11 protein-coding genes and 1 pseudogene are annotated in these 14741 nt (G+C 44.4%); 11 read left to right on the forward strand and 1 reads right to left on the reverse strand.

Annotated features, from left to right (window positions below; all coding sequences use genetic code 11):
* Positions 1 to 8: 8 nt before the first annotated feature.
* Positions 9 to 998 (reverse strand): dihydroxyacetone kinase subunit DhaK, encoded by a 990-nt coding sequence (dhaK, locus tag K5Q22_RS00420; protein WP_105142570.1) that lies wholly within the window; start codon positions 996 to 998, stop codon positions 9 to 11.
* Between the two features lie 145 nt (positions 999 to 1143).
* Here dhaK and dhaS point away from each other — a divergent pair, with 145 nt between their 5' ends.
* The 11 genes and pseudogenes from dhaS (at position 1144) to K5Q22_RS00475 (ending at position 14735) form a co-directional block, all read left to right on the forward strand.
* Entirely contained in the window at positions 1144 to 1689 is a 546-nt protein-coding gene (gene dhaS, locus K5Q22_RS00425; protein WP_014638686.1) for a dihydroxyacetone kinase transcriptional activator DhaS, read from the forward strand.
* A gap of 10 nt (positions 1690 to 1699) precedes the next feature.
* A complete protein-coding gene (gene dhaQ, locus K5Q22_RS00430) occupies positions 1700 to 2689 on the forward strand; it encodes a DhaKLM operon coactivator DhaQ (protein WP_205013427.1) in 990 nt (329 codons plus the stop codon).
* Between the two features lie 164 nt (positions 2690 to 2853).
* Positions 2854 to 3054 (forward strand): hypothetical protein, encoded by a 201-nt coding sequence (locus K5Q22_RS00435; RefSeq protein WP_024384498.1) that lies wholly within the window; start codon positions 2854 to 2856, stop codon positions 3052 to 3054.
* Positions 3055 to 3144: 90 nt separating this feature from the next.
* Complete coding sequence (locus tag K5Q22_RS00440) at positions 3145 to 3615, forward strand: hypothetical protein (RefSeq protein WP_205013426.1); 471 nt, start codon at positions 3145 to 3147, stop codon at positions 3613 to 3615.
* Between the two features lie 167 nt (positions 3616 to 3782).
* Positions 3783 to 3937, forward strand: a pseudogene (locus tag K5Q22_RS09830) (putative holin-like toxin); the annotation flags it as partial.
* 231 nt (positions 3938 to 4168) lie between these two features.
* Complete coding sequence (locus tag K5Q22_RS00450; protein ID WP_074391932.1) at positions 4169 to 4249, forward strand: putative holin-like toxin; 81 nt, start codon at positions 4169 to 4171, stop codon at positions 4247 to 4249.
* A gap of 514 nt (positions 4250 to 4763) precedes the next feature.
* Positions 4764 to 9155 (forward strand): PolC-type DNA polymerase III, encoded by a 4392-nt coding sequence (locus K5Q22_RS00455; protein WP_024407263.1) that lies wholly within the window; start codon positions 4764 to 4766, stop codon positions 9153 to 9155.
* Between the two features lie 144 nt (positions 9156 to 9299).
* Positions 9300 to 9902: a nitroreductase family protein gene (locus tag K5Q22_RS00460; protein WP_024401684.1), complete on the forward strand. Its 603-nt coding sequence runs from the start codon at positions 9300 to 9302 to the stop codon at positions 9900 to 9902.
* Positions 9903 to 10597: 695 nt separating this feature from the next.
* The gene (locus tag K5Q22_RS00465; protein ID WP_024395668.1) at positions 10598 to 11839 is read left to right on the forward strand and encodes an aminopeptidase; all 1242 of its coding nucleotides are present in this window, start codon (positions 10598 to 10600) and stop codon (positions 11837 to 11839) included.
* A gap of 209 nt (positions 11840 to 12048) precedes the next feature.
* Positions 12049 to 12282, forward strand: coding sequence for a GlsB/YeaQ/YmgE family stress response membrane protein (locus tag K5Q22_RS00470; RefSeq protein ID WP_002938398.1), 234 nt, complete (start codon positions 12049 to 12051; stop codon positions 12280 to 12282).
* An 890-nt stretch (positions 12283 to 13172) separates the two neighbouring features.
* Entirely contained in the window at positions 13173 to 14735 is a 1563-nt protein-coding gene (locus tag K5Q22_RS00475; protein ID WP_205013425.1) for a 2-isopropylmalate synthase, read from the forward strand.
* The last annotated feature ends 6 nt before the right edge of the window (positions 14736 to 14741 follow it).

Genomic DNA, 14741 nt, shown 5'->3' on the forward strand with positions numbered 1-14741 from the left:
TCTTTCTCCTACCAAGCTACCACTTCAACAGGGGCCTGCAAAGCGTCAATCCAGCTTGGGTCTTCTAGTTTGATTAAGGTCAATGACAGTCCAGCCATATCAATCGATGTCATGTAGTTACCGATTTTCTTGTAGTCAACGACAACACCTTTTTTAGCCAGCAATTGAGCAACGTCGTTGGCAAAGACATATTGCTCCATGAGAGGGGTAGCGCCGAGACCGTTGATAAGGACACCATAGTGCTCGCCATCTTGAATATCGAAGCCTTCTGCCAATTTCTCAACCAATTCTTCAGCCAATTTAGCAGATGGTTGGAGTTTTTCTTTCTTATAGCCAGGTTCGCCATGGATACCGACACCATATTCAAATTCATCTTCTTCAAGGACGAAGCCTGGTTTGCCCACTTCTGGTACAGTAGCGCCTGATAGGGCTAAGCCGATAGTCTTGATTTGTGGGACGAGACGGTCAGCCAGTTCCTTGATTTCTGCTAGGGATTTGCCAGTTGTTGCAGCGTGACCGAGAATCTTGTGGACAAGGATGGTACCTGCTACCCCACGACGGCCTTGGGTATAGAGGCTATTTTCCACAGCGATGTCATCGTCCACAACGACACTGGCTACTTCGATGCCCTCCATTTCCGCCAATTCTTGCGCCATCTCAAAGTTCATGATGTCGCCAGAGTAGTTTTTGATGACCATAAAGACGCCCGCACCCTCGTCAGCAGCCTTGATGGCTTCCAAGATTTGGTCTGGTGTTGGTGAGGTAAATACTGCGCCACATACAGCGGCGGACAACATGCCCTTGCCGACAAAGCCTGCATGAGAAGGTTCATGACCAGAGCCACCTCCTGAGATGATGCCGACTTTACCAGATTTTTCGGCCTTGCGGATAATCACATCAAATCCATCGATACGATCGACAAGATCTTGGTGCATAAAGACAAGTCCTTTTAACATTTCATCAACGACATGTTCGGGTTGATTGATAATTTTTTTCATGAGAAAACTCCTTTGTTTTTGTTTGCGCTTTCATTTTACATTGTCCAAAAGAAAAAAGGAAGGGACAGATTGTCCAATGTGTCCCTTTTGTTCCAAAGAAAAGCATGATAGGGTATAATAAAGAGGAAGCGAAAGGAAGTGACATATGCCAACCTCGTTGATTACAAAGAAAAGGATTGCAAAGGCTTTTAAAAAACAGCTATCCCAAAAATCCTTTGATAAAATCTCAGTTGTCGACATCATGCAGGAAGCAGGGATTCGTCGTCAAACCTTTTACAACCATTTTTTAGACAAGTATGAGTTACTGGACTGGATATTTGAAACAGAATTGCAGGAGCAGGTAACTGACAATCTGACCTATATTAGTGGAATCAAGCTTCTGGATGAGCTCTTGTACTACATCGAGAGTAACCAATCTTTCTACAGGCAACTCTTTGAGATTAAGGGGCAAAATGATTTTGTCAGCTATTTAGAAGGCTACTTTATGGTTTTGATGGAGAAAATTATCAACGAATACCAGCTTCAGGAGGGTAAAATGATTTCCCAACAGGATAAGCATTTTTTGATTCTCTATCATGTTAATGCTTGGATTGGACTGATAAAGGAAGGACTGACGCAGTCGCCTTGTCAGATTCACAGTTATTGGAAGCAAATGGTGGCTCTTGTTCGCGAGTCGTTTTTGATTTTGTAGGAGTTAATATATGGTGTTTATTAGAAATAGACAGGCAACAATTATTGAAGATTATTTGGATGGTTTCTGTCGAACCAATCCTAAAGTGAAGAAAGTGAAGGGGCTTCCGATTGTTCTGCAAAGAAGACAAAATGGGGAACAGATTCCGATTGTTTCTGGCGGTGGTTCTGGTCATGAACCAGCCCATGTTGGCTTCGTCGGTAAAGGAATGCTGACTGCAGCAGTTTATGGAGAGATTTTTACTCCACCAACTGCTGAAGAAGTCCTGGCAGCCATTCGTGCAGTAGATAAGGGCAAGGGAGTTTTTCTGATTGTAAAAAACTTTGAGGCAGACCTTGTCTCTTTTAGAAAAGCCATCGAATCGGCTCGGCAGGAGGGAATTGCAGTCAAGTACATCGTATCTCATGACGATATTTCGGTCGATACCAAGGATAATTTCCGTATGCGGCATAGGGGGCTTGCAGGGACTATTCTACTTCATAAGATATTAGGAGCTGCTGCCCTTACTGGCTATAGCCTGGATGAATTGGAACAGCTGGGACTGTCTCTGGCAACAGAAATTGCGACCATCGGTTTTGCAACCAAGTCGGCCTATTTGCCCAATGCTGCCCTGCCTTTGTTTGATTTGGAGGAGGGGCAAATATCTTACGGCATCGGTATCCATGGAGAAGAAGGCTATCGGACCGTTCGTTTTGAATCCTCTGAGCAGTTAGCCAACGAAATTGTGAACAAATTAAAATTAAAATTCCGCTGGAAGGAGGGGGAGGACTACATCCTCCTGGTCAATAATCTTGGATCTATGTCCGAGGTTGAGCAAGGAATCTTTTTGAACGACATTTGCCAATTTCTAGAACTAGAAGGTTTACAGCTTTCCTATATAAAAACAGGTAAGTTTATGACTAGTCTAGATATGGGAGGAATTTCTGTCACCCTCTGTCGTGTCAAGGATCAAAAATGGCTGGACTTTTTAGAAGCACCGACAGAAGCTGCGGCTTGGTAGGTTCCTCTTTTCATAGAACATCCACCTCTAGGGGGTTTCCCATAGAGGTTTTTCGTGCACTCTTTCTATTTTTTAGACAAAATACCTTGACAAAAATGGTCAGGGAGGAGAATGGCACTGATAAACAAAAACTTTGTCATAAAACGATTCAGAAGGATGATAAGATGACAAAGAAAAAACAATTGACCGGACTCGTCCTTGCGACAGGTTTATCTGTTTTTGGAAGCGAAGTCCAAGCAGACGAAATCGTCACAGCCACTCGTCCAGCAGAGGCGGAAGCTGTCAGTTCGACGACCAGTAGCCAACCGGTCACTGCTCAGGATGTGCAGATGCGCAGGCAGTGGTTGATGAAGCCAGTCAAGTAGCGCAAGCCATTGATACGGGAGTGGCGACAACGGAGCAGGATTGGGTATGCTCGGATTGGCAGTAGGAGTGAGACGGAAAGGAGAGTAGGGATGAGTAATCACGTAGAAAATAAAAAGGATGTAAATCTAATTGTGGCCTATAAATTGGGAGACCGCTGCAATGGTGAAATGCTTGCTAGAAGTGTATTGGATGCCCACTATTTTCATGCAATAAATAACGGCGGCAGAGTTTTGTTTACAGTGCCGACTGAAAATGTTACGAAGATTGGTAGTGGAAAACAGCCAGGAAAAATCATCTTGACACCAGGCGATTTTTCAAGAGGATTTGAGGCCGTTATAGTTGATTTTGATGAGTTTCAGAACAGAATGCCAAACTCTAGCTACCGAAATCCGTCACAATTTAATACGAACCAAGAAAGTCAGTCAAATTATACTTGGTTTGAACTAAAAAATCCTAAAAAGCTTGCTACATTAGCTTTAGAACAATTTACAAATGTAAATACAGGTAAGCCACTTATAGAAAGTTTATCAGGTCAATCTTGTCGTATTTATGTTCAGTAAGTACGCTGGAATAACTAGGTATTGAAAAATTCACAATATAAATAAACAAAATCCTCGGAAAGCGCTCTGAGGATTTTGTTCTGTGTTCATATTTTTATCAAGTTTATGGTATAATTATTTAGTAGAAAAGTGAAGACGGTGGCTTTCGATTTTCTGAAAGTGAGGTGATGCCTATGGGCAATTCATCAAAATCTAACAGAAAGGGGGGAGCATTCTTTTGACAGCTTTTGAAGTTGTACAAACGATTCTAGCTTTAGGTAGCTTTACCATTGCTTTAGTCAGCTTGTGCTATAAAATCTTCAAAGAAAATGACCAAAAGAAACAGCCGTCCATACTTTGGCAAGTAACGGCTATTTCTTTAGCTAAAATTAATGAGCCACCGTCTTTTTAACGGTTCTACGTTGGGTAGTTGTTAGCGCAACTGCCTTTTTCTATTTCTATTATAACACGAAAGCTTGAAAAAGCAAGTTTAAAAGGCAGTGGCATACTGGGGATTTCATACCTATAAAATAAAACGTCGGGGCTAGTTTCAGCTTTTGAAGTTGTACAAACGATTCTAGCTTTAGGTAGCTTTACCATTGCTTTAGTCAGCTTGTGCTATAAAATCTTCAAAGAAAATGACCAAAAGAAATAGCTGTCCATACTTTGGTAAGTAACGGCTATTTCTTTAGCTAAAATTAACGAGCCACCGTCTTTTTAACGGTTCTACGTTGGGTAGTTGTTGACGCAACTACCTTTTTTCTATCTCTATTATAACACGAAGGGGCTGGGCAAAAAGTCCTGCCACGCTTCTCAAAGTTAGTGTCAATATCTCAGCGCAGTGGTTGATTGGCAGATTTGTTCGTGTTTCACACACCAAATCTGACCATTACGACTGTTGCGAACAAAGTTCGCTTCATCTCCAACCTCCAAAGGTTCCCCGAACCTTTGGAGCTATGCGGGGGTGGGAGTGAAACAGTCTGGGGATAGACTGTTTCAGCTCAACAACTTAAAACGAAAAATTGTTGACAAACTCTTTAGATTGGTCGAGTTCTGTCCCACTCCCAGTTTAAATGGTGGTGTCCTGCCAGAAAAGTCCCTGGCTTAGTCCAAGAAAAATTCTTTCATTTATGGTAAAATGTTTCTAACGAACTACAAAGGAAATAAGTATGTCAGATAAGTTTCAACTCTTGCTACAACAAATCGGAATGCCTCTTGATGCACGACAATCAGGGGCTTTTTCGACTGCAACGATTGAGAAAGTAGTCTTGCACAAGGTCAGCAAACTCTGGGAATTTACCTTCCGTTTTGAAACCCCCTTGCCGCTCATGGACTATCAACTCTTCAAGGCTCGTTTGGCGACGGAGTTTGAAAAGGTGGGCAATAAGATTCAATTTTCTATTGTCAGCGATGCGGAGGCCTTTGAAGCTGGTTTGGTAGAAGCTTATTATCCAGAAGCTTTTACGGAAGATTTGTGCCAGAGTGCAGGCTTCAAGGCTCTTTTTCAGCCATTAGAGGTGACTTATAGAGATGGTGTTTTGTGGATAAAAGGTCCTGAAACCATTGACACAGATCATTTTCGGAAGAATCATCTGCCAAATCTTGTGGAACAATACAAGCGATTTGGTTTTGGCAATCTTGCGGTGGACATCCAAGTCTGTCAGGAAATGACGCAGCAACAAGCGGAGATTTTCCATGCGCAAAATGAAGAAATTTACCAGCAAGCTAATGAAGAAAACTTGGCGGCCCTTGAACAACTGGCTCAAATGGCGCCACCACCAGAGGCAGCTCAGCCATTTGTCCCAGAATATAAGAAAAATCGTCCTGCCAAGGTCAATATCGAAAAGGCTGAGATTACTCCTATGATTGAGGTGGATAGTGAGGAGAACCGGATTGTCTTTGAGGGGCTGGTCTTTGAGGTTGAGCAGAAGACGACCAAGACGGGACGGGTCATTATCAACTTTAAGATGACCGACTATACTTCGTCCTTCACCTTGCAGAAGTGGGCTAAGAATGAGGAAGAGGCCCAGAAGTTTGATATGGTCAAAAAGGGCAACTGGCTACGGGTACGTGGAAATGTGGAAACCAATAATTTCACTCGTGATTTGACTATGAACGTGCAGGAAGTCCAAGAGGTCAAGAAGGAAATCCGTAAGGACCTTATGCCTGAAGGGGAGAAACGGGTCGAGTTTCATGCTCATACCAATATGTCTACCATGGATGCCCTGCCTGCTGTTGAGGACTTGGTGGCACGTGCTGCGGCTTGGGGACACAAGGCGGTGGCCATTACTGACCATGGCAATGTCCAGTCCTTCCCCCATGGCTATCATGCTGCCCGTAAAGCTGGGATTAAGCCGCTCTTCGGGATGGAGGCCAATATTGTCGAGGACTCTGTGCCCATTGCTTACAACGAAGCAGATGTAGTCCTGTCCGAAGCAACCTATGTGGTCTTTGACGTGGAAACAACCGGTCTATCTGCAGTCAACAATGCCCTGATTCAGATTGCGGCGTCTAAGATGCACAAGGGCAATATTATTGCAGAATTTGATGAGTTTATCGATCCAGGTCATCCGCTCAGTCAATTTACAACAGATCTGACAGGAATCACTGATGAGCATGTGCGCGGTTCTAAACCTCTGGAACAAGTCCTGCGGGAGTTTCAAGATTTCTGTCAAGATTCCGTCATGGTTGCCCACAACGCGACCTTTGACGTTGGCTTTATGAATGTCAACTATGAACGAGCAGGCCTACCTATTATTAGCCAGCCTGTCATTGATACCTTGGAATTTGCTCGTAACCTCTACCCCGACTTTAAGCGTCATGGTTTAGGTCCTCTCACCAAGCGGTTTGGTGTTGCTCTTGAACATCACCACATGGCCAACTACGATGCGGAGGCGACAGGGCGCCTGCTCTTCATCTTCCTAAAAGATGCTCTGGAGAAGCACAATTTGACCAATCTCAACCAGCTAAATACGGAGCTGATTGCGGAGGATTCCTATAAGAAGGCTCGTGTCAAGCATGCCACGTTATATGTGATCAATCAAGTTGGTTTGAAAAATATGTTCAAACTGGTCTCTCTTTCCAATACCAAGTATTTTGAGGGAGTTCCACGTATTCCACGGACCGTTCTCAATGCCCATCGTGAAGGTTTGATATTGGGAACAGCCTGTCAAGAGGGCGAGGTCTTCGATGATTTGCTTTCCAAAGGGATAGATGAAGCGGTTAAAACGGCAGCCTATTATGATTTTATAGAAGTCATGCCACCTGCCCTCTATGCTCCTATGATTGCCAAGGAGCAGTTTAAGGACATGGCAGAGATTGAAGAGACTATCAAGCAGTTGATTGAGGTAGGACGTAGGGCAGGTCTGCCAGTTTTGGCGACAGGAAATGTTCACTATATTGACCCCGAAGAGGAAATCTATCGGGAAATCATTGTTCGTGCTCTAGGTCAAGGGGCACCGATTAACTGGACCATCGGAAATGGTGAGAATGCCCAACCAGCTCCACTACCTAAGGCTCACTTTAGAACGACCAGCGAGATGTTGGACGAATTTGCCTTCTTGGGAGAAAGTCTGGCCCGTGAGATTGTCATTACCAATCCCAATGCCATGCTCGATCGGTTTGAAGATGTTCAGGTAGTCAAGACAGACCTCTACACGCCTTATATTGAGAAGGCCGAGGAAACGGTTGCGGAATTAACCTATCAAAAAGCCTTTGAAATTTACGGCAATCCTCTGCCTGATATTATTGACCTGCGAATTGAGAAGGAATTGACGTCCATTCTGGGTAATGGCTTCGCCGTGATTTACCTGGCATCGCAGATGTTGGTGCACCGTTCCAACGAGCGGGGCTACCTGGTGGGTTCACGGGGGTCTGTCGGCTCCAGTTTCGTTGCGACCATGATTGGGATTACCGAGGTAAACCCTATGCCTCCTCACTATGTCTGTCCAAATTGTCAACACAGTGAATTTATCACAGACGGTTCCTATGGTTCAGGTTTTGACCTGCCAGACAAGGATTGTGAAAAGTGTGGGACCAAATATAAAAAAGATGGTCAGGACATTCCTTTCGAGACCTTCCTTGGTTTCGATGGAGACAAGGTTCCCGATATTGACTTGAACTTCTCAGGGGATGACCAACCCTCTGCCCATTTGGATGTTCGGGATATTTTCGGGGAGGAAAATGCCTTCCGTGCAGGAACGGTAGGTACGGTAGCTGCTAAGACTGCCTATGGTTTTGTCCGAGGCTATGAGCGGGATTATGGCAAATTCTATCGAGATGTGGAAGTAGAACGCTTGGCTGCTGGCGCGGCCGGTGTCAAACGGACGACTGGTCAGCACCCAGGGGGAATTATCGTATTTCCTGACTACATGGATGTCTATGACTTTACACCTGTTCAGTATCCTGCCGATGATGTGACGGCCAACTGGCAGACTACCCACTTTAACTTCCACGATATTGATGAAAACGTCTTGAAACTCGATGTCCTGGGTCACGATGATCCGACCATGGTTCGCAAGTTGCAGGACTTGTCAGGCATTGATCCGCAGACCATTCCTGCCGATGACAAGGGAGTGATGGCCCTCTTCTCAGGTACAGAAATTCTGGGAGTTACACCAGAGCAGATTGGGACACCGACAGGTATGCTGGGCATTCCGGAATTCGGGACCAACTTTGTACGGGGGATGGTGGAGGAGACCAAACCGACCACCTTTGCAGAACTCTTGCAGCTGTCTGGTCTATCCCACGGTACAGACGTATGGTTGGGCAATGCTCAGGACTTGATTAAGGCAGGAATTGCCGACCTATCCACGGTTATCGGTTGTCGGGATGACATCATGGTTTATCTCATGCACGCAGGTTTGCCACCTAAGATGGCCTTTAATATCATGGAGCGGGTGCGGAAGGGCTTGTGGCTTAAGATTTCCGAGGAAGAGCGAAATGGCTACATTCAAGCCATGAAGGATAACAAGGTGCCAGACTGGTACATCGAATCCTGTGGGAAAATCAAGTACATGTTCCCTAAAGCCCACGCGGCTGCCTACGTTATGATGGCCTTGCGGGTTGCTTATTTCAAGGTTCATCACCCACTTTACTACTATTGTGCTTATTTCTCTATTCGTGCCAAGGCCTTTGATTTGGCGACCATGTCAGGCGGTCTAGATAAAGTCAAGGCTAAGATGGAAGAAATCGCCCTCAAGAAGAAAAACAATGAGGCTTCAAACGTTGAGCAGGACCTCTACACCACGCTTGAATTGGTCAATGAGATGCTGGAACGTGGCTTCAAGTTCGGCAAATTGGACCTTTACAAGTCTCATGCGACCGACTTCTTGATTGAAGAAGATACCCTTATCCCACCATTTGTCGCTATGGATGGTCTGGGAGAGAACGTTGCCAAGCAGGTTGTGGCGGCGCGTGCAGAGGGAGAATTCCTCTCTAAGACAGAACTCCGTAAGCGTGGTGGATTGTCAGGTACACTGGTTGAAAAAATGGATGAAATGGGCATCCTCGGTAAAATGCCAGAGGATAACCAGCTCAGTCTCTTTGATGATTTGTTTTAAACTTGTTCACTGTTTCTTTTGGAAGCAGTGAATTTTTTTATAAAAAAGAAGTCAAAACTCTTGACTAATGTTTTTGATAGGTATATAATCTCTACATAGTGATAAAAGTTACTATGTAGTAACAATTAGAAAAGAGGAAATCCTATGTCAAACTTTGCAAAACTTCAAGAAACTCGTCGTTCTATCTATGCACTTGGTAAAGAATTGCCAGTATCAAACGAAGAAGTAGTAGCGCTTGTAGAAAAAGCCATGAAAGAATCTCCATCAGCTTTCAACTCACAATCAAGCCGTGCCGTTGTACTTTTCGGAGCTGAATCAGACGCTTTTTGGAACGAAATTGCCTACAGCGAATTAGAAAAAGTAACGCCAGCAGAAGCTTTTGAAGGCACAAAAGGTCGTTTGGCTGGTTTTGCGGCTGGTGCTGGTACTATCTTGTTCTTCGAAGACCAAAACGTGGTTAAAGGCCTGCAAGAAAGCTTCCCACTTTACGCTGAAAACTTCCCAATCTGGTCTGAACAAGCTCACGGTATCAACTTGTACGCAGTATGGTTGGCTTTCGCTGAGAAAAATATCGGCATGAACGTACAACACTACAACCCATTGGTTGACGCACAAGTTGCTGAAAAATACGGTATCCCAGCTAACTGGAAACTCCGTGCACAAGCACCATTCGGAAGCATCGCAGCTCCAGCAGCAGACAAAGACTATATGGCGGATGGGGACCGTGTAAAGGTTTTTGGTAACTAATACTCTGCGAAAATTGAAGTCAGACGTTGTTGACTTGATGTGATGAACTTAAGTTCTATCTACATCTGCGTCGCCTAGTCTGACTTCAATTTTCATTGAGTATACATATTTACAGTTTGTTTTATTACGTCGGCAGATGAGAAAACTTCGTTTCCTTATTTCCAACTTCAACCTCGCTTTTGCGTTTTTGGGCTCAGGCTGAAACAGTTCCCCGAACTGTTTCACTCCACTGGATTGTTTGAACTCGCTTCGGCGTACGTTACGAGCGTTACTTACTATCGTAAGTAAGATTTCCAACCTTCAACAGTCACTACCCTGACTGTTGAAGCAGCCTTCAGCTGTTGACACGAACTTCGTTCGCTTTATCTCCAACCTCTAACTGTCTCCCAGACAGTTAGAGCTAGTACTAAAAGCAAACTGAAAACTTTACCCTGCGATGGAATCAGACGTTGTTGACTTGATATGATGAGTGTAAAGCTCCAGTGGAGTTTTACAGCCGGCTCCCTTAAAACAAGAGAGGAGCGGGATTATACCTTCGGCTTTTTGACACGAACTCCGTTCGTTTCGTCTCCAAGCTTCAACTATCTTCCAGAGCTAACCTTTCCAACTTCCTGTATCGGCAGGAAGTTTTTTTATCTGTCTAGCTTAAAATATGATACAATAATAGGGTATTTCAAAGTACAAAGGAGAAAAAGATGGTATTACCAAATTTTAAAGAAAATCTCGCTAAATATGCTAAACTCTTGGTTTCAACAGGTATCAATGTGCAGCCAGGTCACACGATTCAATTGACAATTGGTGTGGATCAGGCTGAGTTGGCACGTTTGATTGTCAAAGAGGCTTATGCTCACGGTGCTAAGGAAGTCTTGGTCAACTGGTTGGACGATGTGATTGCGCGTGAACGTTTGGTCAATGTTGATGTGGAACTCTTGGAACAAGTTCATCCACAACGTGTTACTGAAATGAACTACCTCCTAGAGCGCAAGGCAAGCCGTTTGGTTGTCTTGTCTGAAGATCCGGGAGCTTACGACGGTGTTGATCCAGAGAAATTGTCTCGCAACGCTCGTGCACTCAGCCAAGCATTGCAGCCAATGCGTCAAGCAACGCAAGCTAACAAGGTTAGTTGGACACTTGGTGCAGCCTCTGGTTTGGAATGGGCTAAAAAAGTCTTTCCAAATGCAGCGTCTGACGAAGAGGCAGTGGACCTCCTTTGGGATCAAATCTTCAAGACTTGCCGTATCTACGAAGAAGATCCAATCAAGGCTTGGGAAGAGCATGAGGCACGCTTGGTGGCTAAGGCTAAGGTCCTTAACGACGAGCAGTTTGTCAAATTGCACTACACAGCACCAGGAACTGACCTCGTTCTTGGTATGCCGAAGAATCACTTGTGGGAAGCGGCTGGTTCGGTCAATGCCCAAGGTGAACACTTTATTGCCAACATGCCAACAGAAGAGGTCTTCACAGCACCTGACTACCGTGTGGCAGATGGCTATGTAACGTCAACAAAACCACTCAGCTACAATGGTAACATCATCGAAGGCATCAAAGTAACCTTCAAAGATGGTGAAATCGTGGATGTAACAGCTGAAAAAGGCGACGAAGTCATGAAGAAATTGGTCTTTGACAATGCCGGTGCACGCGGTCTCGGTGAAGTTGCCCTTGTGCCAGACAAGAGCCCGATTTCTCAATCAGGTGTGACTTTCTTCAACACCCTCTTCGATGAAAATGCCTCAAACCACTTGGCGATTGGTCAAGCCTATGCCTTCTCTATCGAAGGTGGTACAGAAATGAGCCAAGAAGAGTTGAAAGAAGCTGGTCTCAACCGCTCAGATGTTCACGTGGACTTCATGATTGGTTCTAATAAGATGAACATTGACGGTATCCGTGAAGACGGTACCCGTGTACCAATCTTCCGTGACGGTGAGTGGGCTATCTAATGATATTTGAAGGAAATTGGGCAAAAAGCCCAGTGTCACTTCTCAGAGTTCGTGTCAACATCTCAGCGCAGTGGTTGATTGGCAGATTTGTTCGTGTTTTGCACTCCAAATCTGACCTAATCAACTGTGCGGGGGTGGGAAGACGAACTCTTTTTGACCTAGTCGAGTTCTTTCCCACTCCCATTTTGTAAGAATAGGAGGAATACAAGATGTTAACAAGTATTATCGCAGGTGCCATTATTGGCTTAATTGCAGGTGCTCTTACTTCGTCAGATGACCGTCGTGGTTGTCTGGGGAATATTATCCTTGGGCTTGCTGGTTCGTGGATTGGACAGTTACTCTTTGGTGATTGGGGACCACAATTTGCTGGCATGGCCCTGGTACCGTCAGTCTTTGGAGCAGTATTGCTGGTGGCAATTTTTAGCAGTTCCAGACGGAATTAAAATGAACTGTAAAACCAAACTTCGGATGAGGTTTGGTTTTTATTTATGGAGGAATTTGCGCGAATTGCCGCATTGTTCGGATTTTTCAGAAAATTACAACATTTGTATTGACAAGTGAAAAAAAGTAAGGTATTATTGTAAACAACCAAGAACCTGTATTCACAAGTGAAGTGCTTGCATATAAGAGATGGTTTTTCGCTAATCAAGGCAGTTTTTTGAGGGAATACTGACGTATTTTGAAAAAAACTAACGATGAGTAGCTGAAATACTAGCCTTAGATGGAAGTGCTGAACTGTGAATACAGGTTCCAGAACACTGAAAGGAAAAAGTCAAATGAAACCAGTCACTACAAACTTTACTTTGTTGTTGCGACGGTTGGGCTAGTGCACTAGGTAGCATTAGTCCTGTTTGGCTTACCAAGCGGGCGCTGTTGACAACATCTCGCAGGTAGTTATCCTCGAGGTGTTTTCTTTTTATCGTCATTTAGTTTACTTTTATTACTTCGACGAATGAGGAAACTTCGTTTCCTTATTTCCAACTTCAAATAATTTCATCATTATTTGAACTCGCTTTGCCGTACACCACGGATGTGACTTGCTTTGCAAGTCAAATTTCCCACCTGTACAGTCCACTGGACTATGCAAGCTGTCTTCGGCTTTTGATGCGAACTAAGTTCGCTCTATTTCCTACCTTCAACAGTCATTACTCTGACTGTAGCTTTTGATGCGAACCAAGTTCGCTCTATTTCCCACCTCCAACAGTCACTACTCTGACTGTTGGAGCTAGTACTAAAAGTAAGTTGAATGGACTGTCAAGAACTTTAGACTAATGAATTAGCTACCGAGTTATTTTATATTTTTAAGTTGAAGGTTGTTTAGAAAGGTATTCTTATGCGTGTGATTGAATTTTTAGATACGACTTTACGGGATGGTGAACAGACGCCGGGTGTGAATTTTTCTATCAAGGAAAAAGTGACCATTGCCAAGCAGTTGGAGAAATGGGGGATTTCTGCCATTGAAGCGGGTTTCCCAGCTGCCAGTCCTGATTCTTTTGAAGCGGTTCGTCAGATTGCGGCGGCTATGACCAAGACGGCTGTGACAGGCTTGGCTCGGTCAGTCAAATCAGACATTGATGCTTGTTATGAGGCTCTGAAAGATGCCAAGTATCCGCAGATTCATGTTTTCATTGCGACCAGTCCCATTCACCGTGAATTTAAACTTCAAAAGACCAAAGAAGAAATTTTGGCGCAAATCACTGAACATGTCAGCTATGCCCGTGAGCGTTTTGAGGTGGTCGAGTTCTCGCCAGAGGATGCGACACGGACTGAGTTGGATTATTTGCTTCAAGTTGTGCAGACAGCGGTAGATGCCGGTGCGACCTACATCAACATTCCAGATACAGTCGGCTTTACGACTCCTCAGCACTACGGAGAAATTTTCCGTTACTTGACAAGCAACGTCAAATCGGACCGTGAGATTATTTTCAGTCCCCATTGCCACAATGACCTCGGTATGGCTGTTGCCAATACTCTTTCAGCTATTAAAAACGGTGCAGGTCGTGTCGAGGGAACTATCAACGGTATCGGTGAGCGGGCAGGGAATGCGGCCCTTGAAGAAGTAGCTGTTGCCCTTGAAATTCGGAAAGATTTTTACGATGTGACCAGTCCGATTGTCCTAAAGGAAACGCTCAATACTTCGGAATTAGTATCTCGCTTTTCTGGGATTGCCATTCCACGCAATAAGGCGGTGGTCGGTGGCAATGCCTTCTCTCACGAGTCAGGTATCCACCAAGATGGTGTCTTGAAAAATCCATTGACTTATGAAATCATTACACCTGAGTTGGTAGGGGTCAAGAAAAATTCTCTGCCACTGGGGAAACTATCTGGTCGCCATGCCTTTGTGGAAAAGCTAAAGGAATTAGACTTGTATTTTGAAGAAAGTGATGTTGCTAGTTTGTTTGCTCGCTTTAAAAATCTGGCGGACAAGAAAGAAAAAATCACGGACGCAGATATTCGTGCCTTGGTAGCTGGGACAGAAATCAGCAATCGTGATGGTTTCCAATTTAAAGATTTGCGTTTGGATAGTCAGTCTGACGGAAGTATTCAGGCTCAGGTCATCTTTATCAATCAAGATGAGGAAGAAGTGGTTGTTGTGGAATCAGGCAAGGGTTCGGTTGAGGCTGTCTTTAATGCCATTGACCAATTCTTCCACCAAGAGATCAGCTTGGAATGCTACCATATCGATGCCATTACCGATGGAATTGATGCCCAAGCGCGTGTGCTTGTCGCCGTAGAAAACAAGGCAACGGAAACCGTCTTTAACGCCTCTGGTATTGACTTTGACGTATTGAAAGCTTCTGCAATTGCCTATATTCATGCCAATGTCATGGTACAGAAAGAAAATAGCGGACAGATTGATAAGAAACTATCTGAGAAAGAGTTGCCAACTAGCTAGGAGGAA

This window comes from Streptococcus sp. 2018162 (assembly GCF_019754175.1).
GTDB classification, from domain to species: domain Bacteria; phylum Bacillota; class Bacilli; order Lactobacillales; family Streptococcaceae; genus Streptococcus; species Streptococcus hashimotonensis.